Origin of the sequence: Kitasatospora atroaurantiaca, from assembly GCF_007828955.1 — a bacterium.
Lineage (GTDB): Bacteria > Actinomycetota > Actinomycetes > Streptomycetales > Streptomycetaceae > Kitasatospora > Kitasatospora atroaurantiaca.
In genome coordinates, this window is sequence record NZ_VIVR01000001.1 from 2748614 (window position 1) to 2773252 (window position 24639).

Annotated in this window: 20 protein-coding genes, 1 other RNA gene and 1 pseudogene; 2 read left to right on the top strand and 20 right to left on the bottom strand. The window is 71.5% G+C overall.

The annotated features are described in order from the left end of the window. Positions 1-446: 446 nt before the first annotated feature. The 5 genes and pseudogenes from FB465_RS36905 to FB465_RS12740 form a co-directional block, all read right to left on the bottom strand. A pseudogene (locus FB465_RS36905) lies at positions 447-903 on the bottom strand ((2Fe-2S)-binding protein); the annotation flags it as partial. A gap of 83 nt (positions 904-986) precedes the next feature. Continuing rightward, positions 987-1847 (bottom strand): FAD binding domain-containing protein, encoded by an 861-nt coding sequence (locus FB465_RS35780; protein ID WP_170290803.1) that lies wholly within the window; start codon positions 1845-1847, stop codon positions 987-989. A gap of 312 nt (positions 1848-2159) precedes the next feature. Further along, positions 2160-3920: a beta-N-acetylhexosaminidase gene (locus tag FB465_RS12730; protein WP_145790379.1), complete on the bottom strand. Its 1761-nt coding sequence runs from the start codon at positions 3918-3920 to the stop codon at positions 2160-2162. Between the two features lie 79 nt (positions 3921-3999). Continuing rightward, positions 4000-4275: a DUF3039 domain-containing protein gene (locus FB465_RS12735; protein ID WP_145790381.1), complete on the bottom strand. Its 276-nt coding sequence runs from the start codon at positions 4273-4275 to the stop codon at positions 4000-4002. Between the two features lie 53 nt (positions 4276-4328). Then, complete coding sequence (locus FB465_RS12740) at positions 4329-4898, bottom strand: YqgE/AlgH family protein (protein ID WP_145790382.1); 570 nt, start codon at positions 4896-4898, stop codon at positions 4329-4331. A 305-nt stretch (positions 4899-5203) separates the two neighbouring features. On the opposite strand from FB465_RS12740, the gene murA reads away from it, so the two are divergent. Continuing rightward, positions 5204-6544 carry a UDP-N-acetylglucosamine 1-carboxyvinyltransferase gene (murA, locus tag FB465_RS12745; protein WP_145790384.1) on the top strand — a complete coding sequence of 447 codons (1341 nt, stop codon included), beginning with the start codon at positions 5204-5206 and terminating at the stop codon, positions 6542-6544. Between the two features lie 90 nt (positions 6545-6634). Here the strand turns inward: murA and FB465_RS12750 are convergent, their stop codons facing one another. The 13 genes from FB465_RS12750 to ftsE form a co-directional block, all read right to left on the bottom strand. Continuing rightward, positions 6635-6916 (bottom strand): HU family DNA-binding protein, encoded by a 282-nt coding sequence (locus FB465_RS12750; RefSeq protein WP_104816345.1) that lies wholly within the window; start codon positions 6914-6916, stop codon positions 6635-6637. Positions 6917-7411: 495 nt separating this feature from the next. Continuing rightward, the gene (locus tag FB465_RS12755; RefSeq protein WP_145790386.1) at positions 7412-8887 is read right to left on the bottom strand and encodes an NAD-dependent malic enzyme; all 1476 of its coding nucleotides are present in this window, start codon (positions 8885-8887) and stop codon (positions 7412-7414) included. A gap of 378 nt (positions 8888-9265) precedes the next feature. Next, positions 9266-11575 carry a HelD family protein gene (locus tag FB465_RS12760; protein WP_425461247.1) on the bottom strand — a complete coding sequence of 770 codons (2310 nt, stop codon included), beginning with the start codon at positions 11573-11575 and terminating at the stop codon, positions 9266-9268. A 305-nt stretch (positions 11576-11880) separates the two neighbouring features. Beyond that, complete coding sequence (locus tag FB465_RS12765; protein ID WP_145790388.1) at positions 11881-13086, bottom strand: uroporphyrinogen-III synthase; 1206 nt, start codon at positions 13084-13086, stop codon at positions 11881-11883. 209 nt (positions 13087-13295) lie between these two features. Then, positions 13296-14669 carry a nitrate/nitrite transporter gene (locus tag FB465_RS12770; protein ID WP_145790389.1) on the bottom strand — a complete coding sequence of 458 codons (1374 nt, stop codon included), beginning with the start codon at positions 14667-14669 and terminating at the stop codon, positions 13296-13298. A 184-nt stretch (positions 14670-14853) separates the two neighbouring features. Continuing rightward, positions 14854-15235: a transfer-messenger RNA gene (gene ssrA / locus FB465_RS12775) on the bottom strand. Between the two features lie 91 nt (positions 15236-15326). Beyond that, entirely contained in the window at positions 15327-16613 is a 1287-nt protein-coding gene (locus FB465_RS12780) for an alpha/beta hydrolase (protein ID WP_145790391.1), read from the bottom strand. 90 nt (positions 16614-16703) lie between these two features. Then, positions 16704-17180 (bottom strand): SsrA-binding protein SmpB, encoded by a 477-nt coding sequence (gene smpB, locus FB465_RS12785; RefSeq protein ID WP_145790393.1) that lies wholly within the window; start codon positions 17178-17180, stop codon positions 16704-16706. A gap of 55 nt (positions 17181-17235) precedes the next feature. After that, positions 17236-17934, bottom strand: coding sequence for a hypothetical protein (locus tag FB465_RS12790; RefSeq protein ID WP_145790395.1), 699 nt, complete (start codon positions 17932-17934; stop codon positions 17236-17238). A 33-nt stretch (positions 17935-17967) separates the two neighbouring features. Further along, positions 17968-18291, bottom strand: a complete 324-nt coding sequence (locus FB465_RS12795) for a hypothetical protein (protein WP_145790397.1) — start codon at positions 18289-18291, stop codon at positions 17968-17970. A 107-nt stretch (positions 18292-18398) separates the two neighbouring features. Beyond that, a complete protein-coding gene (locus FB465_RS12800) occupies positions 18399-19526 on the bottom strand; it encodes a S41 family peptidase (RefSeq protein WP_145790399.1) in 1128 nt (375 codons plus the stop codon). A 110-nt stretch (positions 19527-19636) separates the two neighbouring features. Continuing rightward, entirely contained in the window at positions 19637-20545 is a 909-nt protein-coding gene (gene ftsX, locus FB465_RS12805) for a permease-like cell division protein FtsX (protein ID WP_145790401.1), read from the bottom strand. Positions 20546-20608: 63 nt separating this feature from the next. Then, entirely contained in the window at positions 20609-21298 is a 690-nt protein-coding gene (ftsE, locus tag FB465_RS12810; protein WP_073923013.1) for a cell division ATP-binding protein FtsE, read from the bottom strand. 462 nt (positions 21299-21760) lie between these two features. Here ftsE and FB465_RS12815 point away from each other — a divergent pair, with 462 nt between their 5' ends. Next, entirely contained in the window at positions 21761-21955 is a 195-nt protein-coding gene (locus FB465_RS12815; RefSeq protein ID WP_145790403.1) for a hypothetical protein, read from the top strand. Positions 21956-22048: 93 nt separating this feature from the next. On the opposite strand, the gene prfB is transcribed toward FB465_RS12815, so the two are convergent. Then, positions 22049-23164, bottom strand: coding sequence for a peptide chain release factor 2 (gene prfB / locus FB465_RS12820; protein WP_145790405.1), 1116 nt, complete (start codon positions 23162-23164; stop codon positions 22049-22051). A 34-nt stretch (positions 23165-23198) separates the two neighbouring features. Further along, on the bottom strand, positions 23199-24461 hold the full coding sequence (locus FB465_RS12825) for a serine/threonine-protein kinase (RefSeq protein WP_145790407.1): 1263 nt from the start codon (positions 24459-24461) through the stop codon (positions 23199-23201). Between the last annotated feature and the right edge of the window lie 178 nt (positions 24462-24639).

Below are 24639 nucleotides of genomic sequence, written 5' to 3' on the forward strand. Positions count from 1 at the left end.
CTCGTAGCGGTTCGGGTCGTAGGCCGCGTCGTAGGAGGCGTCGTACGCCGGTTCGTACGCGGGGGCCTCGTAGGAGCTGTCGTAGGGCGTGCCGTGCGGCGGGGTCGCGGTGTAGGCCGCGGGGTAGCCGCCGGGCTCGTAGACGCCGGTCTGGTGGGTGGTGGCGGCGACGCCGTAGTCGATGCCGACGCCCACGCCGGTGCCCTCCGCGGTCGGCTGCACCGGGTACGGCTGGTCGGCCTCGACCCAGACCTCGGAGTCGGCGTACAGCGGGAGCTCGCCGGCCAGCGGCAGGTCGGCGGCGGCCTGGGCGACCACCGGGGGCGCGGGGTGCCCGGCCGGTGCGGACCCGTCGGTCGCCGGTGTCTCGGCCGCCGTCGCCTCGGCCGACGATTTCTCGGCCGCGGCCTCCTGGAGTTCCTCCTCCAGCAGGGCACTGCGGGCCTCCGCGACGGTCTGGACGGCCGCCAGCACACCCCGGTAGCCAGTGCATCGGCACAGGTTGCCGCAGAGCGCCTGGCGGGCCTCCACCTCGCTCGGCCGGTGGTTGCGCTGGAGCAGGTCGTGCACGGCCATCGCCATGCCGGGGGTGCAGTAGCCGCACTGCACGGCCCCCGAGTCGGCGAGCGCCTGCTGCACGTCGCTGGCCGCGCCACCGGCGGAGAGTCCCTCGACGGTGGCGATCTCGCTGTCGGAAGCCAGGGCTGCGGGCACCAGGCAGCCGGCCACCAGCTGCCCGTCCACCTGCACCGAGCAGGCACCGCACTCGCCCTGCTCGCATCCGTCCTTGGCGCCGGCCAGGCCGAGCCGTTCGCGGAGCACGTAGAGCAGGCTCTCGCCGATCCAGGCGTCCGTGACGGGCCGCTCGAAGCCGTTGACGCGCAGCGTGTACGAGGCGCAGGGCCGCGCTTCGCCGCCCAGCGCGATGCCGCCCGGCGCGCCACTGCCCAGCGCGTCGCCGCCGAGGTCGATCGGGTGGTGGTCCGTCACTTCAGCGCCCTTCCCAGTGCCCGTCGGGCCAGCACCGATACGGTACGCCGCAGCCGCGCGGCCGTTGCGCCCGCCCCCTCGCCGTCCAGCGCCCCGTCGGGGATGCAGGCGCCGGCCACGTACTCGCCGAAGGCGGCCGCGGCGGCGGGGTCGATGGTGACGGCCCCTTCCTCGCCCCGGGCGTCCCAGTCGATGCAGCCGGCCACCCAGGCCTCGGCCTCCAGCGGCCGCAGCGGTACGGGGGCGACGGCACCGACGGCGCAGCGCACGGCGCGCCTGGCGGGGTCGAGGACGAGGGCGACGGAGGCGGCGGCGCGGGCCGGGCCGCTGCGGCCGGTGGACTTGAGGAAAACCTGCGGGGCGTGCAGCAGGGGCACCCGGACCCAGGTGAGCAGTTCGCCGGGTCGCAGCGGGTCGAGGCCGGTGAGCAGGTGGCTGACCGGGACCTCGCGGGTGGCGCCGGCCCGGGCGAGGGTGACGGTGGCCTCGAGGGCGGCGAGCACGGGGAGGGTGTCGCCGGCGGGGGCGGCGGTGGCGATGTTGCCGCCGAGGGTGCCGACGTTGCGGACCTGCGGGGGGCCTGCGGTCCGGGCGGCGTCGGCGAGGGCGGGGATCAGTGCGGCGAAGTCCGGGCGGTCCATCCGGGCGTGGGTCAGCCCTGCGCCGAGGACGGCGGTGCCGCCGTCCTCGTAGCGCCAGCCGCGCAGTTCGGTGATCCGGCCGAGGCCGATCAGGGCGGCGGGGCGGAGCCGCCCGGCGTTGACGGCTTCCATCAGGTCGGTGGCACCGGCCACCGGCACTGCGCCGGGAGTGGCGGCCAGCGCCTCGACGGCCTCGTCGAGCGAGGCCGGCAGCATGATCGTCCGGTTCACCAGGATTCCACCGTGCTCCACTTGCTCATCAACTGCCTGCCCCTCCCCCTGGCCCTGGCCGGGGGTGCCCCCATCTGCAGTGCGGCCTGGCCCGTAGGGTACGGGCGATCGGTGCGGGTTGGGCAACTCTGGCACACAATGCTCGGTGATCATTTCCCGGGTCACGGGCAAGCCGGAAGAATCCCGGACGAATCCGGGCGGCCTCCGTCCCGGTACCGTCCGAACGGGATCAGATGTTCATCAGTTCTTGACGTTCCGCCGCCCGGACGAGTTCCCCGCGGCACGGCCCGGCCCGGATCACCCGGCGGGCGGAGGCCCGTCCAGCGGACGGCCGACGACGCCGGGACGGCGCTGCCAGGGGTGCGGGCCGCCGGGCGGGCGGTACTCGACGCCGAGGGCGTCCAGCCGGGCGTAGTGGGTGGTCATCCGCCGCTCGAAGTCGGCGAAGTCGCGGGCGGCGGGGGCGGACCAGGCCACCTCCGCGAAGGCCGCGAGCCTGGGGAAGGCCCGGTAGTCGATGTCCCGGGCGTCGGCCATGAACTCCGTCCACAGGTTGGCCTGGGTCCCGATCACATGGCGGGCGGCCGCTTCGTCGAGCTCCGCCGGTACGGGCTCGAAGCGGTAGACGTCCTCCAGGCTGCGGACGTACCCGACCGGGATGGGCTCGTCCTCGCCGGCCGCCTGCCGGTGGTCCAGGTAGACGTGCTGCTCGGGGCACATCACCACGTCGTGGCCGGCCCTCGCGGCGGCGACCCCGCCCGCGTAGCCCCGCCAGGAGGACACTGCGGCACGTGACCGCCGCCTCGCCTCCGGGCGCTCATCGTCCGGTGCCGACGCTCCTCCCTCCGGCGCTCCCTCCTTCGTCGGTCGCTTGTCGCTCGTCGCTTTCGCCACCGGCGCGCCCTTCGGCTCGGCAGCAATGGCAAGGCCCCCTTCGAGGATCTCGTCCCAGCCGATCAGCCGGCGCCCGCGGGCCGCCAGCCAGCGGTCGAAGTGCCGGATGAACCAGCTCTGCAGCTCGTCCTCGTCGGCCAGCCCCAGCTCCTTGATCCGGGCCTGGGCGGCCGGGCTGGCCCGCCACTGGTCCTTGGGGCACTCGTCGCCGCCGAGGTGGATGAACTCGGAGGGGAAGATCTCCAGCAGCTCCTCCAGGACGCCCTCGAAGAAGCGCAGCGTCCCCTCGGAGACGTTCAGTACGTTGGGGTTGATCCCCCAGTCGGTCCAGACGCCCAGCGCGGCGGTGTCCACCACATCGGCATTCCCGAGCTCCGGGTAGGCCGCGATGGCGGCCTGGGAGTGGCCCGGCAGGTCGATCTCGGGGACGACGGTGATGTGCCGCTTCGTGGCGTACGAGACGATCTCGCGCAGGTCGTCCTGGGTGTAGTAACCCCCGTGCGGCCGGTCGTCCCTGCGCTCCCCCGCCCGGAACCCGACCATCGAGCGCTCCCGCCAGGCGCCGACCTCGGTGAGCCGCGGGTAGCGCTTGATCTCGACCCGCCAGCCCTGGTCGTCCGTGAGGTGCAGGTGGAGCACGTTGAGCTTGTGCACGGCCATCAGGTCGAGGAAGCGCAGCACGTCCGCCTTGGGCAGGAAGTGCCGGGAGACGTCCAGCAGAACGCCGCGCCAGCCGAAGCGGGGAGCGTCCTCGATCAGGATGTCCGGGATCTTCCAGCGCGGGCCGTCGATCGGTGCCTTCCGGAAGGCCCGGGGCCCGAGCAGCTGGCGGAGGGTCTGTGCGGCGTAGAAGAGGCCCGGCCGCCCGCCGCCGCGGATGCTCGCGCCGTACACGTCGACGGACATCCGGTACGCCTCACGGCCGGAGCTCGCCCGCAGCTCGGGGTCGAAGTCCAGGCAGACGGCGTGCGCCGTGCGGCGGCCCTCGTCGAGCGAGCACGCGTCGAAGGTGAACCCGGTCGCGGCGCTCAGCTCCGCGCGCAGCCAGCGGGCGACGCCCTCGGCCCCGTGGGCCGCGGCGATCCGGGTCTTCGCAGACAGCTCGAACGTCCACTCGTGGGGCTCCCACGTCTGGACGCGCTGCGGGGCAGGGATGAGGTCCATGCGGCCCATCCTGCCCCGCCCACCCCGCACTGGCATAGACCAATGCGCAGGTCAGCTCATGCGGCTCAGCTCGTGCGGCTCAGCTCTTGTCGTCGCCGCCCTCGGGCTTGCCGATGCCGTCGAAGATCTCCTTGCACATCGGACAGACCGGGTACTTCTTCGGGTCACGCCCGGGCACCCAGACCTTGCCGCACAGCGCCACCACGGGAGAGCCCGAGAGGGCGCTCTCCATGATCTTGTCCTTCTGGACGTAGTGCGCGAAGCGCTCGTGGTCGCCGTCCCCATGGGAGACCTGGGGGACGGGCTCGACCAGGGTGCCGGTGCCGAGGCCGCGCTCGGGCTCAAGAGTGCTCATAGGTGCCAAGTCTATGGGGGCGGCTCCGGAGCGGGCCAGCATCGGGAGGACGGTCAGTTCAGCGTCGGGTCGTCCGGATAGGTGGCCAGCATCGCCAGCGGCCCCCGCTGGCGGCGCAGCACCGAGCGCCAGAGCCGCTCCGGCTCCGGACAGAAGATGTCGCCAGGCTCACAGTCGACGACGTACCAGGCGCCCTCGGCGAGCTCGTTCTCCAGCTGGCCGGGCGACCAGCCCGCGTACCCGGCGAACACCCGCAGGCCGCCGAGCTCGCCGACCAGCACCTCGGGCGGCGCCTCCAGGTCGACCAGGCCGATCGCACCGTGCACCCGCCGCCAGCCGAGCGGTTCGGCCTGCCCCGGCTCGCCGGGCACCACCGCGACCGCGAGCGCCGAGTCGAGCGCCACCGGGCCGCCCTGGAACACCACGGAGGGACGTCCGGCCAGGTCGGCCCACCCGTCGAGCACCGCGGCGACCTCGATCGGGGTCGGGCGGTTGAGCACCACGCCGAGCGCGCCCTGGGCATCGTGGTCGAGGAGCAGCACGACGGCCCGGACGAAGTTCGGGTCGGTCAGCAGGGGCGTCGCGACGAGGAGTCGGCCGGTGTGGGAGAGGGCCGGGGTCATGCCCACATGATCCCGCAGTCCGGCCCCGGACGGGCGCCCAACACGAAACCCGGACTCGGTCGCCGAACACCCGTACGGCCGAACCGGGCGGTCGGAGTCCACCCGGAGAGAGCACGATCACTAATGGGGCGCAAAGGAACCAATCGGCCGCCCATTACCATCTACGAGGGTGGTGGCCCCTCGACTCGGTCGAGACCCGCTCCCCGGCCACGTCGGGACCGACCCCCCGGCCCCGTAGCCACCCCGCACAGCGCCACCGCAGAAGCCCTGCCCCGCTCCCCCTGGCATCCCGGATTGCGAGAACGATGACCGACGACGTCCTGCTGGTCCACGGCGGTAACCCGCTCGAAGGCGAGATCCGCGTCCGCGGTGCGAAGAACCTGGTCCCCAAGGCCATGGTCGCTGCCCTGCTGGGCACGGGCCCCAGCAGACTGCGTAACGTCCCGGACATCCGCGATGTGAAGGTTGTGCGCGGATTGCTCCAGCTGCACGGTGTGACGGTGCGCACCGGCGACGAGGAGGGCGAGCTGATCCTCGACCCCTCGCACGTGGAGAGCGCCAACGTCGCCGACATCGACGCGCACGCCGGCTCCTCGCGCATCCCGATCCTGTTCTGCGGCCCGCTGCTGCACCGCCTCGGCCACGCCTTCATCCCGGGCCTCGGCGGCTGCGACATCGGCGGCCGCCCGGTCGACTTCCACTTCGAGGTGCTGCGCCAGTTCGGCGCCACCATCGAGAAGCACCCGCAGGGCACCTACCTGGTCGCCCCGCAGCGCCTGCGCGGCACCAAGATCGAGCTGCCGTACCCGTCGGTCGGAGCGACCGAGCAGGTGCTGCTGACGGCCGTCCTCGCCGAGGGCGTCACCGAGCTGCGCAACGCGGCCATCGAGCCGGAGATCGTCGACCTGATCTGCGTGCTGCAGAAGATGGGCGCGATCATCTCGATGGGCACCGACCGCACCATCCTGATCACCGGCGTGGACGAGCTCGGCGGCTACACCCACCGCGCTCTGCCGGACCGCCTGGAGGCCGCCTCCTGGGCCTGCGCGGCGCTGGCCACCCGGGGCGACATCTACATCCGGGGCGCACGCCAGCTGGAGATGATGACCTTCCTCAACACCTTCCGGAAGGTCGGCGGCGCCTTCGAGGTCGACGACGAGGGCATCCGCTTCTGGCACCCGGGCGGCGAGCTCAAGGCCGTCGTCCTGGAGACGGACGTCCACCCCGGCTTCCAGACCGACTGGCAGCAGCCGCTGGTGGTCGCGCTGACCCAGGCCACCGGCCTGTCCATCGTGCACGAGACCGTGTACGAGTCCCGGCTGGGCTTCACCACCGCGCTGAACCAGATGGGCGCGCACATCCAGCTGTACCGCGAGTGCCTGGGCGGCACCCCGTGCCGCTTCGGCGCCCGCAACTTCCTGCACTCGGCGGTGGTCTCCGGCCCGTCCAAGCTGATCGGCGGCGAGCTCGTCATTCCCGACCTGCGCGGCGGCTTCTCGTACCTGATCGCGGCCCTGGCCGCCGAGGGCACCTCCACCGTGCACGGCATCGACCTGATCAACCGCGGCTACGAGAACTTCATGGAGAAGCTCCGTGACCTCGGCGCCCATGTCGAGCTGCCCAGCGAGGAGCTGGTGACGGCCTGATCCCCCCTGGACGGCCCTGAGGGCCCGGAACGGCCAGAGGCCCGGTCCCCCCGCGAGGGGGACCGGGCCTCTGTCACGAGCTACAAGGACTTACTTGCCCTTGGCGGCTTCCTTCAGCTTCGAACCGGCGCTGACCTTCGCGCTGTAGCCGGCCGGGATCTGGATCGGGTCGCCGGTCTGCGGGTTGCGGGCGGTACGAGCGGCACGGTGGGTGCGCTCGAAGGTCAGGAAGCCGGGGATGGTGACCTTCTCGTCACCCTTGGCCACGACCTCGCCGACGACCTCGGCGAAGGCAGCCAGAACGGCGTCGGCGTCCTTGCGGGTCACCTCGGCGCGCTCGGACAGAGCGGCCACCAGCTCACTGCGGTTCATGTGTACTCCTGTGGTCTGTTCGCGTTGCGGTGTGCGGGGGCCCCATCGGTCGTCCCTCCGGGGGAACCCGGCTGGGCCGCTGGTCCGCACACTGTGCTCATTCAGGCGAGGGTTGGTCAGGGGTCGGGCTTGCACCCCGAAGCGCCTCAAACCGCACTGCCTGGGTACGAATCCTGCCCCGACCGGCACTGAGAAAGCCAATCGGGCTCCGGCGAGATTGACCCGAACAGCGCCCGCCCGGCGAAGTTGTGACACTCCGTCGGCTCCGGCGGACCGGCGCGGGCGGCGGTCGGGACGACACGCCGAGATGCCAAGGGGACGTTCCGTACTTGTCGGACACGCCTGCCCCGTGCAGGGCTACCGTACGCCCTGGCACCGACAAGCCCAAACACGCCCCTTCCCCTTGTGTCGCAAGGGTTCGGGGCGTGTACGGCCGGGCAGGGTCGTCAATCGGTCATTTGACCGAGCAACAGTGACACTCCGGTGACGCCGAGATCAGAGCCGAACGGCCGGGAACGAGGTCGTGTCCAGCGTCCCGACGATGCCCGGGGTGGGCTTCGACGGGGCGAGTTCGCCCTCGCCGCGCGCCGCCACGGCGGCCTCGCGGACGGCCGCCGCCACGGTCTTGGCGACGTCCGGGTGGAAGACGCTGGGGATGATGTAGTTGGCGTTGAGCTGGTCGTCCGCGACGGTGGTGGCCAGCGCGCGGGCGGCAGCGATCATCATCTCGGTGTTGACGGTCTTGCTCTGCGCGTCCAGCAGGCCGCGGAAGACGCCGGGGAAGACCAGCACGTTGTTGATCTGGTTCGGGAAGTCGCTGCGGCCGGTGGCGACCACGGCGGCGGTCTGGCGGGCCACGGCCGGGTCGACCTCCGGGTCCGGGTTGGCCAGGGCGAAGACGATCGCGTCCTCGGCCATGGTGGCCAGGTCCTCGCCGTCCAGCACGTTCGGGGCCGAGACGCCGATGAAGACGTCCGCGCCCGCCACGGCCTCCTTGAGGGTGCCGGTGCGGCCCGAACGGTTGGTGTGCTCGGCGATCCAGCGCAGCGAGTCGTTGAGGTCCTCCCGGCCGCTGTGGACCACACCGCGCACGTCCGCGACGGTGGCGTGCTCGACGCCGGCGGCCAGGAGCAGCTTGAGGATGGCGGTACCGGCCGCGCCGGCGCCCGACATCACCACGCGGATCTCGGAGATGTCCTTGCCGACCACCCGCAGGGCGTTGGTGAGGGCCGCCAGGACGACGATCGCGGTGCCGTGCTGGTCGTCGTGGAAGACCGGGATGTCCAGGGCCTCGCGCAGCCGGGCCTCGATCTCGAAGCAGCGCGGCGCGGAGATGTCCTCCAGGTTGATGCCCGCGAAGCCGGGGGCGATCGCCTTGACGATGGCCACGATCTCGTCGGCGTCCTGGGTGTCCAGGCAGATCGGCCAGGCGTCGATGCCGGCGAAGCGCTTGAACAGGGCCGCCTTGCCCTCCATCACCGGCAGCGCGGCCTGCGGGCCGATGTTGCCCAGGCCCAGCACGGCGGAGCCGTCGGTGACCACGGCGACGCTGTTGCGCTTGATGGTGAGGCGGCGGGCGTCCTCGGGGTTCTCGGCGATCGCCATGCAGACCCGGGCGACACCGGGGGTGTAGATCATCGACAGGTCGTCACGGTTGCGGATCGGCAGCTTGGACGACATCTCGATCTTGCCGCCGAGGTGCATCAGGAAGGTACGGTCCGAGACCTTGCCGATGGTGACACCGTCGATCGCCCGGATCTTCTCGACGATCTCCTCGCCGTGCGCGACCGAGGACGCGGCGACGGTCACGTCGATCCGCAGCGCCTCCAGGCCGGAGGCGGTGACGTCGAGACCCGTGACCGAACCGCCGGAGGACTCGACGGCAGTGGTGATCGAGCTGACGGCGTTGCCCGTGGCCGGCACCTCCAGCCGCACCGTGATCGAGTTCGAGACACTGGGCACCGTCGCCATCGACGTCCTTCTTCCGTCCACTGAGAGATATGCGGGAGCGTGCCGTTCAACACTTTGTTGAAGCGCCGCCCAGCGCATGCTAGACCTCGATCGTCGCACCTACCAGTGGGTAGCCAGAAATAAAGTTCATTGATTGCACAGAGCCCACAAAGAGATTCCTGCGACCGGGTCCACATGCTGAAAATCTGCCGGAGCCGGACTGCCCCACGGACTCCATGCGTTACATTGGACGGGACACCGGCTCGATCCAAGCCCCCGGGCCCAACCTTAGTCGCTTCGAGCGACCACTTGCCGCGAGGCGAGCATGGCGGGTCGGTGTCACCAACGTGAACGCGGAAGGCCCCCACCGGTGGTGGGGGCCTTCCGCATGACGGGGCGTCAGCCGAGCAGCATCGCCGGGACGCCGTCGGCGTCCGGCAGGTCGTCAGGACCGGACAGCACCGTCAGCCGCTGGGTGGCCCGGGTCAGCGCCACGTACAGCACCCGCAGGCCCGCCTCGGACTCGCCGGCGATGCCGGTCGGGTCGGCGACCACCGTGGCGTCGTACTCCAGTCCCTTGGCCTCCAGGCTGCCCAGGGCCACCGCGCGGTCGCCGAGACCCGCAGTCCACTCCGCGGCCTCGGCCCTGCGGTCCATCGGGACGACCACCGCGACCGTGCCGTCCACCTCGTCGAGCAGGCGGACCAGCTCGGCGCGGGCCGCCTCCGCGAACTTCGCCGGGTCGGTCGAGGAGACCGCCGCGAAGCGCGGCTCGATGCCGGTGGAGCGGACGGCGCTCGGCGAGGCGGTGCCCGGCGCGGCCAGCGCCAGCACCTTCGCCGCCACCTCGGCGATCTCCGCGGGGTTGCGGTAGTTGACCGTCAGGGTGTGCCGGCGGCGGGGCTTGCCCGCGAGCACCTCGTCCAGCGCCGCCTGCGCCTCCTGCGGGTACGGCCAGGAGCTCTGCGCCGGGTCGCCGACGATCGTCCAGGTCGCCGTCCGGGCCCGGCGGCCGATCATGCGCCACTGCATCGGGGTGAGGTCCTGGGCCTCGTCCACGATGATGTGCGCGTACTCGGTGCGCTCGACCGGCACCCTCTCCCGCTGCCGGGAGATCCGGTCCGCGTAGGTGGTGACCTCGTCCAGGCCGGTGAGCATGTCGACGGCGTCGACCTCGCGCACCTTGGGGCGGGCCGGCTCGCCGAGGAGCAGCTGCAGCTCGTCGATCAGTGCCACGTCGTGGGCGGAGAGCGCCCCCTCGCCGCGGTCGGAGAGGTGACGCCAGGAGGCGGCCAGCAGGCGGGCCTCGTCCGGGGTGACGGCGCGGCGGGCGATCCGGTTGGCGTGCCGGCTCTGCTTGAGCGTCGCCAGCACCCGGCGCGGGGTCAGGGCGGGCCACCAGGCGTCCAGGAAGTCCAGGAAGGCCGCATCGTCCGCCACGTACTCGTCGAAGGCCTCCTTCTCCTCCTGGCGCTGCTCGCGGCCGTAGTGGTCGGTCGGCTTCGGCAGGTGCCGCACCGCCTCCGACCAGAGCGCGTCCAGCAGCAGGCGGCGGGCACGCGGGCGGAGCAGGTTGAGCGGGGTCCCGCCGCTGCCGATCACATTGCCGCGTACGGCCTTCAGACGGCCCGCGTCCAGGCGCAGCACCTCGCCCTTGGCGAAGACCTTCAGGTCGGTCGGCGCACCCAGCTCCAGCGCGGCCCTGGCCGCCCGGCGCAGCAGCGGCACCATCCGGCCCGAGCCCTTGACGTGCGCCGCCTCCGGCGTGTCGTACCGGCCGGCCTCTATGCCGTCGACCAGGCTGCCGACCGCGCGGATGGCGACCTGGCCCTCCTCGCCGAGCGAGGGCAGCACGCCCTCGGTGTACGAGACCAGCAGGGCGGTCGGGCTGACCACCAGGATGCCCCCGGCGTAGCGGCGGCGGTCCTGGTAGAGCAGGAAGGCGGCGCGGTGCAGGGCGACGGCGGTCTTGCCGGTGCCGGGGCCGCCGGTGACCAGCGTGGCGCCCGCGGCGGCGGCCCGGATGACCTCGTCCTGCTCCTTCTGGATGGAGGAGACGATGTCGCGCATCGAGTGGCTGCGGGCACGGCCGAGCGAGGCCATCAGGGCGCCGTCGCCGACGATGGCGAGCTCGCGCCCGTCCAGGGTGGGGGTGAGGTCGGGGCGCAGCAGGTCGTCCTCGACGCCGAGCACCTTGCGGCCCTTGGAGCGGATCACCCGTCGGCGGACGACGCGGCCCGGCTCCAGCGGAGTGGAGCGGTAGAACGGCGCGGCGGCCGGGGCCCGCCAGTCGATCACCAGCGGGCCGTACTCGGCGTCGAGGACACCGAGGCGGCCGATGTGCAGGGTCTCGGCGACGGCCGGGTCGGCCGGGTCGAGCGGGGTCTGCGAGGGGATGCCGTGCTCCTCCGGCGCGTCGGCCTGCTGGAGGTCGATTCGGCCGAACAGGAAGTCCTCGAACTCGCTGTTGAGCCGGTGCAGGTGCGCGCCGGCCCGGTACACCTGGGCGTCGCGCTCGGCGAGCGCGCCGGGCGTGCCGACCTGCACGCGCTTGGCGGCGTCCTCCAGGATGTACTCGGCCTCGGCGAGCTTCTCCTCGAGCCGGTGGTAGACCGTGTCGAGGTGACGCTGCTCCTCGGCGATCTCGCGGTCGCGGACGGTCTCGGCGTCGGTGGTCGTGGTGCTGCTGTGCATGGCGGTGCTGTGCATGGCCTCGGTGGTTGCGGCGGTGTACTGCTGGGCTGAGCCGTGCGCGCCCAAGGAGCCCCCTGAGGTACGTCCTGCTGGTGGTGGAGGTCGCCGCCCTCTGAGAAAAGGCGGACGGACGATCCTACGCCAGGTGACCCCCCTCAGGGGCTCCGCAAGTCGCTGCACCGCTCAGGACCGCGCCCCTGAGAGGCTCGGGCGAACCATTGGGGGCGCGGGGAACTGCGCGAAGCGGGAGGGCACACCGCCGCACCTTCCGACTTCGCGCAGTTCCCCGCGCCCCTGGTGGCCGGCCGACTGCCCCGGGTTCAGGCCGTGTCGCCGTACTTGTCGCCGGGGTCGGCGACCGGGTCCACCGCGAGGCGGTAGCCGCGCTTGACCACGGTGGCGACCAGGCGCGGCGCGCCGAGCGCAGCCCGCAGCCGAGCCATCGCCGTCTCCACGGCGTGCTCGTCGTCCCCGCTGCCGGGCAGGGCCCGCAGCAGCTCCGCACGCGGAACGACCCAGCCGGGCCGCCGCGCCAGCGCCCGCAGCAGGGCCATCCCGGCCGGCGGTACGGGCCGCAGCTCGCCGTCCACCAGAGCGGCCTGACCGCGCAGCTCCAGGCGGTGCCCGGCGACGGCGAGGCGCCGGGCACGGTCGGGCAGCTGCGCGGTCAGGGTCTGCACCATCGCGCCGAGCCGCATCCGCTCGGGCCACACGGTGGCGATGTCGAGCTCCTCCAGCGGCGCCGCGGTCACCGGGCCGACGCAGACCGGGAGGACGTCACGGCGCAGCGCGTGCAGCAGCTCCGCGGTGAGGCCGCGTTCGGCGGCCCGGTCGAGCAGGCTGATCGCGGCGGGGGCGCTGGTGAAGGTGACGGCGTCCAGGGCGCCGCTGCAGCAGGCGTCCAGCAGGCGGTCCAGTGGGCCCAGGTCGGTGGGCGGCAGCCAGCGGTAGACGGGTACCTCCACGACCTCGGCGCCGGCCGCCTTGAGCGACTCCACGAAGTCGCGCAGCGGGGCGCCGTGCAGCTGGACGGCGATCCGGCGGCCGTCCACGCCCTGCTCCAGCAGGCGTTCCAGCACCTCGACGGAGGACTCGGAGTCGGGCGACCACTCCTCGCGCAGGCCGGCGGCCCGGATCGCGCCCTTGGCCTTGGGGCCGCGGGCCAGCACCACGGACTTGGACAGGCACTCGATCAGTTCGTCGCCGAGGTTCCAGCCCTCGGCCGCCTCGATCCAGCCCCGGAAGCCGATGCCGGTGGTGGCCACCGCGATGTCCGGAGGCGCGGCGACCAGGGCCCGGGTGGCGGCCAGCAGCTCGGTGTCGTCGGTGAGCGGCACGATCCGCAGCGCGGGGGCCCGGACCACGGCCGCGCCCCGGCGCTGGAGCAGGGCGGCGAGCTCGTCGGCCCTGCGGGCGGCGGTGATGCCGATGGTGAATCCGGCCAGCGGTGGCACCGCGACCGGTTGGGGTACCTCGGCTGGCTGCGGCACCGGCTCGGCGGACAGGCAATCCGTCAGGTCGTCCATGGCTCAGGGTCCTTCGGTGGGGCGCCTCACGGCCGCGGCAGACCGGGAGAGTGGGGTGGACGGCCATCGTCCCCTGCGGCCGTGACACCCCCGGGTCGGTCCGATTTCCGGCTTGTTTCGCTGGTCAGCGGACCGGACCGGGGGTTTGCAGGGCGGCTGAACCGAAGGGCGGGCCAGGTGCGCCCTTCGGTTCAGCCGTACGTCACGGCTCAGACCTGAGCGAGGACGGGGCTGGTGGCCGCGGCCGGGGCGGCGGCCGGGCGGCGCAGGTAGACCGCCCAGGTGAGGGCGAAGCAGACCGCGTACGCGGCGAGGAAGGAGGCGAAGGCGGGCGTGCCGGTCTTGGCGGTCAGGAAGGACTGCCGGAAGGCCAGGTTGATGAAGAGCCCGCCGAGCGCGCCGACCGCGCCGATGACGCCGATCGCCGCACCGGACATCCGGCGGGACCAGGCGGCCGCGTCCTCGGCGCTCGTACCGGCCGCGATCCGGTCCTGGGCCTTGGCCTCGAAGATGCCGGGGATCATCTTGTACGTCGAGCCGTTGCCCAGCCCCGCGAAGACGAACAGGCCGATGAAGCCGACCAGGAAGACGGGCAGCGACTTGATCGAGGAGGCGTACGTCACCAGCCCGGCCGCGGCGGCCATGGCGACGAAGTTCCAGAAGGTGATCCGTGCCCCGCCGACGCGGTCGGCCAGCCAGCCGCCGACCGGGCGGATCAGCGAGCCGAGCAGCGGGCCGATGAAGGTGAGCTGGGCGGCCTGCAGCGGGGTGCGGCCGAACTGGTTCTGCAGCACGAGCCCGAAGGCGAAGGAGAAGCCGATGAAGGAGCCGAAGGTGCCGATGTAGAGGACGGACATCAGCCAGGTGTGCTTCTCCTTGACGATCTCCGCCAGCGCGCCGGTGTCGTTCTTCATCGGCGCCAGGTTGTCCATGAACAGCGCCGCGAGCAGGGCCGCGATGACGATCAGCGGGATGTAGATGCCCAGCACGAGCCGAGGCTGGGTGGCGCCGGCCCAGGTGATCACGGCGAGCGCGACCAGCTGGATCACCGGCACGCCGATGTTGCCGCCGCCCGCGTTCAGGCCGAGTGCCCAGCCCTTGCGGCGCATCGGGAAGAAGGCGTTGATGTTGGTCATCGAGGAGGCGAAGTTCCCGCCGCCCAGCCCGGTCAGCGCCGCGACCAGCATGAAGGTGCTGTACGAGGTACCCGGGTGCATCACGTACGCGGCCGCCAGCGTCGGCAGCAGCAGGAGGAGGGCGGAGACGATCGTCCAGTTCCGGCCGCCGAAGCGGGCCACCGCGAAGGTGTACGGGATCCGGACGAAGGAGCCGACCAGCGTGGGCATGGCCACCAGGAAGAACTTGCCGGCCGGGTCGACGTGGTAGTTCTTCCCCATGAAGAGGACCATCACCGACCAGAGGCTCCAGATCGAGAAGCCGATGTGCTCGGAGAGGATGGAGAAGACCAGATTGCGGTTGGCCACCTTCCTGCCGGTGCGCTCCCAGAATCCGGCGTCCTCGGGCTGCCACTCCTGGATCCAGCGGCCGCCTGTTCTGCTCTGTTCAACCGTTCCCGTGCCCATGGTTCTCCCCTTGCTGCCGGTGCCCTGTTCCACCGACGGTAGGAGCCTGGGGTTTCGGGTTCGTTGTGGTCTGTGACGCCTGCGGAACCGTCCTCTCACCCGCCGCGCGGGGGCGGTGTGAGGTGGCCCGGGACGCACGAAAGCCGCCCTCCGTGGCGGAGGGCGGCTCTCGATGCACATGGGGTGGTGGAGATGCCGGGAATCGAACCCGGGTCCAGTGGAGTGGATTCAGGACTTCTCCGAGCGCAGTCCGCTGTGATTTTCTCGGCCCTGGCGGTCACGCGGACAAGCCGCCAACAGGCCCAGCTGCTGTTTGATTTCCCCGCCTCCCCCGCAGCCCGGGAGGAAGGTTGAGTTCCCTAGATTATGCCAGGGTCCGGGTCGGGAACTTCCCGGTCTGACACCCAAGCACTCTAGCTGCTAATTAGGCAGCGAGAGCGAACTGCTGGGAATCGCGCGTAGTGTTGGCGATTATTTTTTTGCGACAGATGGTTTACGAGATCATTGCCGCGTTCCTCGGCTCGCTTCTCCTGTTTCGACTTCCCCTGTCGAAACCGATCATCCCCATGTTTTTTTGACAAACAGCTCCGGGTCGGTCGCCCTTCCCGGTGATGCTTGAGCCATGGTACGCGCAGTGACGGGCAAGGGTCCAGCTCATTAAGGGGTGGGAGCCGCCGAGGGCGTACCGGTCTGCCCGCCGGCCGTGGTCAGCTGCTGGGTGAGCCAGGGCAGCGCACGCTTGAAGGCGTCGGCACCGAACTGCCAGGTGTGCCCGCCGTGCTGGACGGTCATCCTGGTGGTGATCCCCGCCTGGTTGGCGGCCTCCTCGAGCTTCTTCGTGGTGGGCAGCCGCTGCGGCTCGCCGTCGGCTATCTCGAACCAGCCCGAGACGTTCTTGTACTGCCCGTGCCTGGCCATGGCGGTGATCGGGTCATGGGCGTCGTACGCCGCCGCATCCCCGCCGAACAACTGCTCGACCGACTGCTTGCGGCCGCCCAGGTTGGGGCGGGTGTCCCCGGAGACGTCGAAGAAGTGCCCGAAGAGCCCGGGGTGGGTGACGACCAGGGTCAGCGCACAGGTGCCGCCCATCGACCAGCCGCCGACTCCCCACTTCCTGGAGTCCGCCGCCGTTCCGAAGGTCTTGATGATGAACGGCGGTACGTCCTTGACCAGATGGTCCTCGGAGTTGCCCGCCGGTCCGTTCACGCACTCGGTGTCGTTCTTGAACCCCCCGGTCGCGTCGGGGAAGACCAGGATGGGTGCGAAACCGTCGTGCTTGGCGGCGTAGGCGTCCGCGGTCTCGACGGCGTGGCCGGTGCGGACCCAGTTCTCGGGGGTGGAGTACTCGCCGCCGATCATCATCATCACGGGCAGCTTGGGCCGCTGCGCGCTGCGGAACCAGATGGGGGGCAGATACACCAGCTCCCGCCGGTGGGTGAAGCCGCTCTTGGTGGAGGGGATGGTCACGCTGATGACGCGCCCCTTACGGGTTTCCCCGGTCACCGAGCCGAGCTGGGCGAAGGGGACCTGGTCCGGCAGCGGTTCACCGGTCAGCTCGCCGATCGCGTCGTTCACGGTCGGGTAGTAGCCGGTGTAGATGTTCAGCGCGTTGGCAGCGGTGACGAAGGCCAGCACCAGCGCCACCGGGCCGGCCACCCACTGCCACCACTTGTTGCCGCGCCAACCCGCGACGAGCACGGCCACGGCGGCGAGGCCGACACCGATCCAGAGCCACAGCCCGATCGGCAGCGGGTCGGTGTTCCCGGACAGGTAGACCACCGACAGCGCCACGAGGACGGTGAGCAGGGTGGCCGCGGCCAGCGCCAAGGGCAGTCTTCGCAGGCGCCAAACCCTGTCCCGCCACGCGATCGTGACCAACAGCGCCAGGACGGCCAGCACCTTCATCGACAGTGGGAACCAGCCGTGCAGCAGCGACACATTCACCCGATGATCGTACTTACACACCCCAGCCGGACCGCCATCGAGGCCGCCCACCGGCAACCTTGGGACGGAACTGCGACAGTTGACCGCCCGTCAGCGCTGCCGACGGCGGGCCGCGGCGACCGCACGGGCCGTCTCGCGGGTGTCCTGCTTCTCCCGCAGGGTCTGGCGCTTGTCGTACAGCTTCTTGCCGACCGCGAGCGCCAGTTCCAGCTTGACCCGGCCGTCCTTGAAGTAGAGGGAGAGCGGCACCAGGGTGTGCCCGGTCTCCTTCACCTTGGACTCGATCTTGCGGATCTCCAGCTTGTGCAGCAGCAGCTTCCGCTTGCGCCGCGCCGCGTGGTTGGTCCAGGTGCCCTGGGTGTACTCCGGGATGAAGACGTTGTCGATCCAGGCCTCGTGGCCCTGGACGTACGCATACCCGTCGACCAGGTTGGCGCGCCCCTCACGGAGTGACTTCACCTCGGTGCCGGTGAGCACCAGGCCGCACTCGTACGTGTCGAGGATGGTGTACTCGTGCCGCGCCTTCTTGTTCTGCGCGATCAGCTTCTGTCCCGTTTCCTTTGCCATAGCGCGGTCATTCTCGCACTTCCGCGCGGTGCTCGGCAGCCCCTTTAGCGGCGGGTCAGCCGAAGGCGTCGCTGATCCGGGGGGAGGGGACGGCCGGTGCGGCCTGGGCCGGCTCCCCCGCGCCGGTGAAGCTGACCGTGCGCAGCATCTCCACGACCACCGGGCAGTACGTCTCCCAGTCGTGGACCGCCGGGGTGCTGAAGGTGAGCACGGTCAGGCTGCGGCCGCTCGGGTCCGCGGTCCTCGGCACGGGGATCCACGCCTGCAGGGTGGCCACCGGGATCGGCTCGTCCTCACCGGTCGGGGAGAGCTCCGCGGGGATCACCATCCCGGCGCCCAGCTCGATCTCGACGGCGGCCGGGCCGCACGGCAGCTCGTAGCGCCCCACCTGCCGCCGCTCGGCGTGGTCCTCGCGGGTGCGGATCTCGATGATGCCCGCGACCGTCGTCTCCGGGTCCGAGCAGTCCGCCTCCTGGTGCGCGAGCAGCACCGAGGCGCTGGAGGGGCGCCCCTCCTCGATGAGCCCGAAGCAGGAGGCCGAGTAGAAAGCCCCGGCCGCCGCCATCTGCCAGGAGGCCCGCCGGTACTCGGTCACCATCTGCTTGAGGAGCAGCCCGGGCACGTCCTCGATCCGGTCGGCACCGACCCGGTCGTGCACGGCGGTGCGGATCTCTTCATCGTCGGCGCCGATCAGGATCTCCCGGAAGTCCGGGGGAAGTTCGAAGGCGACCTGGTACTCGGGGGCGACAGGCATGGGCTCTCTTCGGGCGGGAGTTTCGGTGGCCGGTCAGAACTGGTGCGTCGGCAGCGGCCCGGCGCCGCCCGGCCCCCACTTCGTACGGGCCCGCTCGACTCCCTCACGGCGGGCCTTCCTGACCAGCGTGCGGACGGCGAACAGCACGGCGAACAGGGCCACCATGCCGACGGCGACCCAGACGCGGGTCTGGGCCGGGGCCCTGAGGATGCCGGTGCCGGCGCCGAGCACGGCGGCGGCCGTGGCGACCCCCAGGTAGGAGCTGTGCGCCCGTTCCCAGCTGACCAGGGACATCAGGTCCCGGCGGTCCTGCTCGGGCAGCCCGCTTGTGGGGGACAGCGGTGGCAGATTCCACACCGCCCGGCGGACGTTGGCCGGGTGGACGGCTCATCGTAAGCGCACCCGTCCCAGGAACAACGCCCCGTCACACAACCGGGACAGTCCGGAGCCGGACCTTCACGAGGTCAGCGTCGGCCGAGACCGGACAGGACGGTGTCGGCAAGCTGTACGGCCCCGGCCGGGGAGAGCCCGGCCTGCTGGGGGACGTCCGGCGCCAGGCCGGTGCCGTCCGGGGAGCGGCCGGCGGGGGTGCGGTAGCGGCCGACGGTGAGTTCCAGGACGGAGCCGTCGGCGAGTCGGCTCGGCTGCTGCACGGTGCCCTTGCCGAAGGTGCGCGAGCCCACCAGGACGGCGCGACATCGGTCCTGGAGGGCGCCGGCCAGGAGTTCGGCCGCGCTCATCGTGCCGCCGTCGACCAGCACCACCAGCGGCGTCGCCGTGTCGCCGCCCCTGGTCGCGGTCAGTTCGCGCCGCTCGCCGCGTGACTCGTACGAGGCGACCGGGCCGCCGTCCAGGAACAGCGAGGCGGTGGCGACCGCCTCCTCGACCAGCCCGCCGGAGTTGCCCCGCAGGTCCAGTACGACGCCCTGCGCCCCGCTCGCGGCGGCCCGTACCTGCTCGGCGACACCGCTCGTGAAGCCGCGGACCGCGATCCGGGCGACGCCGGGGCGCGGGTGCTCCACCGCCACCTCCTGGGCTGCGAGCACCGCCCGGTGCAGCACCAGTTCGCGGACCGGGCCGCCCTGGCGCTGGACGGTCAGCGACACGGTCGAGCCGGCCTGCCGGCCGTCGCTGCGCCCGCGCAGCCGGGCCACCACCTCGGTGACCGGCAGGCGGTCGGCCTGGACGCCGTCGATGTGCAGCAGCCGGTCCCCCGCGGCGATGCCCGCGAGGGCAGCGGGCCCGGCCGGGTGCACCTGCGAGACGGCCGTGGTGCCGTCCTGGGCGCGGCCCACCGAGAGCCCCACCCCGAGGTACCGGCCGAGGGTGAACTCCGCGTAGGCCTCGGGGCTGTAGTACGCGGCCCACGGGTCGCCCCCGGCGGCGAGCAGCTGCTCGGCCTGCTGCCGGGAGAGCTCGGCGCCGGCCGGGTCCTCCCCCGCCGCCAGCCGTACGGCCGCGTCCGAGGAGGAGAGTTGGGGCACAGGGGCCGGCTCGCTCCACGCCCCGGTGGCGGCGCCGGCCATCAGCACAGCGCCGAACACCAGGGTGAGCGTGGCCCCCTGGCGTGCGCGGCGCTGAGTCACTGGCATGGCAACGGAGTCTAGGCGCCGCGCCCCCGGACGGGGGCGAAACGCCTGGGCCGGGCGCACCGCAGCCCCGGACGGCGCAGTGCCGTCCGGGGCTGCGATGGGGCCCGGCGTCAGACCTTCAGGTACTTGCGCAGCGTGAAGAAGGCCGCGACGGCAGCCATCCCCATACCGACCACGACCAGCAGCGGGATCACCGTCAGCACCGAGGAGAGCCCGATGAAGTGGATGAACTGCACCCGCTCGGCCAGGAAGTTCTGCACGAAGAAGTGCCCGGCCAGAAGGAGCCCCGAGGCCATCACCGCGCCCAGCAGCGCGGCGAACGCGGCCTCGGCGATGAACGGCATCTGGACGTAGAAGTTCGAGGCGCCGACCAGGCGCATGATGCCCGTCTCACGCCGTCGGCTGAAGGCCGACACCCGGACGGTGTTGACGATCAGCAGCAGCGCAACGAAGAGCATCAGCACCATGATGACGAAGGCCGCCGTCTGCAGGCCGTTGAGCAGACCGAAGAGGTTCTCCAGGATCTTCCGTTGGTCCTCGACGGACTTCACGCCCGGCTTGCCCGCGAAGGCGCTCTGCACGACGTCGTACTTGGTGGGGTCGGAGAGCTTCACCCGCCAGGACTGCGGCATCGCCTCGGCGCCGACGGCGGCGAGCAGCGGGTTGTCCGGGTTGGTCTCCTTCCAGCGCTTGTACGCCTCCGCGGAGCTCTCGAAGGTCGAGGTCTGCACCAGCGGCATCTTGTCCAACTGGACCTTGACGTCCTGGATCTGCTGGTCGGTGGCCGCGCCGCGGGCGCACTGCGCCGAGGACGTGGCATCGGACTTGGTGCAGAAGTAGATGCTCACCTCGACCTTGTCGTACCAGTAACCCTTCATCGAGTTGACCTGGTCCCGGACCAGGAGGCTGGCACCGGCGAGGGCGAGCGAGAGCGCAACACTGACGACGACCGCGATGGTCATCGTCAGGTTGCGGCGGAGACCGACGCCGATCTCGGACAGGACGAACTGGGCGCGCATCTTTTATCTCACTCCAGGGTCAATGCAGGTGGGGCAACGAGGCGGGCGGGCGCAGCGGGCAGCTCAGTGCTGGTAGCCGTAGACGCCGCGGGCCTGGTCGCGGACCAGCAGCCCCTTGTCGAGCTCGATGACTCGCTTGCGCATCTGGTCGACGATGGCCTGGTCGTGCGTGGCCATCAGGACCGTCGTGCCGGTGCGGTTGATGCGGTCGAGCAGCTTCATGATGCCGACCGAGTTCTGCGGGTCGAGGTTTCCGGTCGGCTCGTCCGCGATCAGCAGCATCGGGCGGTTGACGAAGGCCCGGGCGATCGCCACGCGCTGCTGCTCACCACCGGAGAGCTCGCCGGGCATCCGGTCCTCCTTGCCGCCGAGGCCGACCAGGTCGAGCACCTCGGGGACGACCTTGTTGATGGCGCTCTTCGGCTTGCCGATCACCTCGAGGGCGAACGCGACGTTCTGCGCAACGGTCTTGTTGGGGAGGAGGCGGAAGTCCTGGAAGACGGTGCCCAGCTGGCGCCGCATGTGCGGCACCTTCCAGTTGGACAGCTTGCCGAGGTCCTTGCCCAGCACGTGCACCTCGCCGGTGCTCGGCCGCTCCTCGCGCAGGCACAGTCGCAGGAAGGTGGACTTGCCCGAGCCGGAGGAGCCGACCAGGAAGACGAACTCGCCCTTCTCGATCTCGAGCGAGACGTCCGACAGGGCGGGACGGTTCTGCTTGGGATAGGTCTTGGAGACGTTGTCGAATCTGATCACGGCTGCATCACGGAGGCCATCCTAGGTGGAATGGCGACCGGCTCGGCCGAACTTCCGTGACCCGATCGTTACTTCGAGGCCGGAAGGTGCGGCCGCGCGGCGCCGTTCCTCGGTCGGTTCCGCCCCCTGCGTCAGGCCTGGAGCGGACGGCAGGAGCGGCCGTCTGCCACTCCTCCAGCCAGGGACCATACGCGAAGCACCTGTCGACTCGCAGGCTGCGCCCGCCGAGCGGGCTTGGAAATGGTGGTTAATGCCCCGGTTTGCCCCGAAAAATACGAGCGATTTCACAGTTCCGGCCTTGATTGAAGGGCCGGGTCGCCGGGCCCGGGGGCCGGATCGCCCGGAACCTGGCACAGTGGTAAACAGCAGAGCGGCTCAGGTTGGCCGCTACCCCGCACAGGGCAAGGGAAGGAACCAGAAGCCCGTCCGGTGCGTTGGTTGTAGCAGCAAGGAGGAGATCGCATGACCTGCGACCATCTGGTGTGCGCCAACTGCAACGGCCGCGTGAGTGACGGCCGATGCCCGGTGTGCCGCGCCAACCGCGCCCGGCTGCAGGAGCAGCAGGGTCCGTTCGCCGCGCTGTCCCCCGCCGCCCTGCTCGCACTGCTCGCGGGCCTGTTGGCGGTGGCACTGATCGCCCGGCAGGCGCTGGCCTGACCAGCTACGACGTGACACGAGAAGGGCCCCGGGAGCGATCCCGGGGCCCTTCCTCGCATCTGCGGCCTGCTCGTCTGCGACTACTCGTGCGGACTACTCGGCGGCGGCGATCTCGCTCTGCTTGCGCCACCGGATGCCGGCCTCGATGAAGCCGTCGATGTCGCCGTCCAGCACCTGCTGCGGGTTGCCGACCTCGTACTCGGTGCGCAGGTCCTTGACCATCTGGTACGGGTGCAGCACGTACGAGCGCATCTGGTTGCCCCAGGAGCTGCCCTCGCCCTTGAGCGAGTCCATCAGGGCCCGCTCCTCCTGGCGGCGCCGCTCCAGCAGCTTGGCCTGGAGGACGTTCATCGCGGAGGCCTTGTTCTGGATCTGCGAGCGCTCGTTCTGGCAGGAGACCACAACGCCCGTCGGCAGGTGGGTGATCCGGACCGCCGAGTCGGTGGTGTTGACGCCCTGGCCGCCGGGGCCGGAGGCGCGGTACACGTCGATCCGCAGCTCGGACTCGTCGATGTCCACGTGGTCGCTCTGCTCGACGACCGGGAGCACCTCGACACCCGCGAAGGAGGTCTGGCGGCGGCCCTGGTTGTCGAAGGGCGAGATGCGCACCAGGCGGTGGGTGCCCTGCTCGACCGAGAGCGTGCCGTAGGCGTACGGCGACTTCACCGAGAAGGTCGCGGACTTGATGCCGGCCTCCTCCGCGTACGAGGTGTCGTACACCTCGGTCGGGTAGCCGTGCCGCTCGGCCCAGCGGAGGTACATCCGCATCAGCTGCTCGGCGAAGTCCGCGGCGTCGATGCCACCGGCCTCGGCCCGGATGTTGACCAGGGCCTCGCGGGCGTCGTACTCGCCGGAGAGGAGGGTACGGACCTCCAGCTCCTCGACGGCCTTCTGGACCGAGGTGAGCTCGGTCAGCGCCTCGGCGAGGGTGTCGGCGTCGTCCTCGGACTCGGCCAGCTCGAAGAGGATGGCGAGGTCGTCGACCCGCCCGCGCAGCGTCTGCACCTTGCGGAGCTCACCCTGCAGGAAGGACAGACGGCTGGTGACCTTCTGTGCGTTCGCGAGGTCGTCCCACAGGTTGGGGGCGGCTGCCTCCTCCTCGAGGCGTTCGATGTCGGCCCGGATCTTGTCCAGGTCGAGGACGGCCTCGATCGACCCCATGGTCGTCTCGAGGTTCTTGAGCTCTTCGGAAGGATCGACGGCTGCCACACCACCAGCCTAATGGCTCCGGCGAGCGACTCGGCTACAACGGTGGCCCGTGCAGCATCCGGGACGGAATCGGCAGGCCCGCGGCCCGGCCTGCGGAGCCGTCCGCGGCGAAGGCGGTGAAGGCTGCCGCCGCCCCCGCGAGCAGCAGCAGCACGGCCAGCAGCACGGCCAGCATCCTGCGCCGCCGGACCAGGGCCCGGCGGCCCTTGCGGTGGCCCCCCTGGCCCGCGGTGCTGCGCTGGGCCTGCGACTCGGCGGCGTACGAGGCCAGCTCCTGCGCCGAGGGGCGGCGCAGGCTGGTGTGGGTGTCGCGGGTGGAGTCGGGGGACGGGCCGGGGACCAGCGGGACGGCCGGGCCGCGGCGGCGCCGGTGGGTGCCGGGGCCCGCGTCGATCTCGGCGTACACCGCCTCGCCGGGCGTGAGCACCTCCTCGGCGGGGGTGCGCTGGGACGGGACGGCCAGGGGCGGCAGATCCGTCAGCCCGGGGAGCTGCTCGCGCAGCCGGTCCGCGAGCTCGGCGGCGCGCAGCCGGGAGGCGGGGGCCTTGGCGAGGCACTCGGCGATGATCCGCCAGAGGCCGTCCGGCAGGCCCGGTACGGGCGGCACGCTCTCGGTGACGTGCCGGCGCAGGACGGCGCCGGTGTGCCCGCCGCCGAACGGCGTGAAGCCCGCGAGCAGCTCGTACAGCACGGTCGCGAGGGCGTAGATGTCGACGGCGGCGCGGGGCTCCAGGCCCTCGATGATCTCGGGGGCGAGGTAGTCGGGGGTGCCGATGATGCGGGTGGCGCGGGTGCGGCGCGGGGCGTCGACCAGGCGGGCGATGCCGAAGTCCGTGAGCTTGGCGCGCGGGGCGCCGCCCGGGCCGGGCGTGGAGGCCAGGTCGAGCAGGACGTTCTCCGGCTTGACGTCACGGTGGACGATCCCGGCCGCGTGGGCGGCGGCGAGGCCGTCGGCGACGTCGGCGATCACCGAGACGGCCGCCTGCGGGGAGAAGACGCCCTCGCGTTCGAGGCGGGAGCGCAGGTCGGTGCCCTGGACCAGCTCCATCACCAGGGCGAGGTCGCTGCCGTCCACCACCATGTCGCGCACGCCGACCACCCGGGGGTGGTCGAGGCTGGTGAGGGCCGCGCGCTCCTGGATGAAGCGGCCGACGAGGACCTGGTCGGACGCCAGGTCCTCACGCAGCAGTTTGACTGCCACCGGTCCGTCCGGGCCCTCGCCGAGCCACACGGCCCCGGCGGATCCCCTGCCGATCACCTGGTGCACGGTGTACCGGCTGCCGATCTTGCGTGCCAATGCTGCTGCTCCGTAGGCGGCGGGAGCGCACGGCCATCTGTGCGCTCGGTAGGTCGGTGCGTCAGCGACCAACCTACGCGCCCGGAAGCCCTCCGGGGGACGCTGAAGGGCTTCCGGCGCACGCTACTTGACGGGAAAAATTGCGAAGTGTCGACAAAGCGCCAAAATCGCGTGCGAA

Coding starts and splice junctions, on each gene's coding strand:
- FB465_RS35780 (WP_170290803.1), bottom strand. CDS start 1,847: ATGCTGCCGGCCTCGCTCGACGAGGCCGTCGAGGCGCTGGCCGCCACT.
- FB465_RS12730 (WP_145790379.1), bottom strand. CDS start 3,920: ATGGACCTCATCCCTGCCCCGCAGCGCGTCCAGACGTGGGAGCCCCAC.
- FB465_RS12735 (WP_145790381.1), bottom strand. CDS start 4,275: ATGAGCACTCTTGAGCCCGAGCGCGGCCTCGGCACCGGCACCCTGGTC.
- FB465_RS12740 (WP_145790382.1), bottom strand. CDS start 4,898: ATGACCCCGGCCCTCTCCCACACCGGCCGACTCCTCGTCGCGACGCCC.
- murA (WP_145790384.1), top strand. CDS start 5,204: ATGACCGACGACGTCCTGCTGGTCCACGGCGGTAACCCGCTCGAAGGC.
- FB465_RS12750 (WP_104816345.1), bottom strand. CDS start 6,916: ATGAACCGCAGTGAGCTGGTGGCCGCTCTGTCCGAGCGCGCCGAGGTG.
- FB465_RS12755 (WP_145790386.1), bottom strand. CDS start 8,887: ATGGCGACGGTGCCCAGTGTCTCGAACTCGATCACGGTGCGGCTGGAG.
- FB465_RS12760 (WP_425461247.1), bottom strand. CDS start 11,575: ATGCACAGCACCGCCATGCACAGCAGCACCACGACCACCGACGCCGAG.
- FB465_RS12765 (WP_145790388.1), bottom strand. CDS start 13,086: ATGGACGACCTGACGGATTGCCTGTCCGCCGAGCCGGTGCCGCAGCCA.
- FB465_RS12770 (WP_145790389.1), bottom strand. CDS start 14,669: ATGGGCACGGGAACGGTTGAACAGAGCAGAACAGGCGGCCGCTGGATC.
- smpB (WP_145790393.1), bottom strand. CDS start 17,180: ATGGCAAAGGAAACGGGACAGAAGCTGATCGCGCAGAACAAGAAGGCG.
- FB465_RS12790 (WP_145790395.1), bottom strand. CDS start 17,934: ATGCCTGTCGCCCCCGAGTACCAGGTCGCCTTCGAACTTCCCCCGGAC.
- FB465_RS12800 (WP_145790399.1), bottom strand. CDS start 19,526: ATGCCAGTGACTCAGCGCCGCGCACGCCAGGGGGCCACGCTCACCCTG.
- ftsX (WP_145790401.1), bottom strand. CDS start 20,545: ATGCGCGCCCAGTTCGTCCTGTCCGAGATCGGCGTCGGTCTCCGCCGC.
- FB465_RS12815 (WP_145790403.1), top strand. CDS start 21,761: ATGACCTGCGACCATCTGGTGTGCGCCAACTGCAACGGCCGCGTGAGT.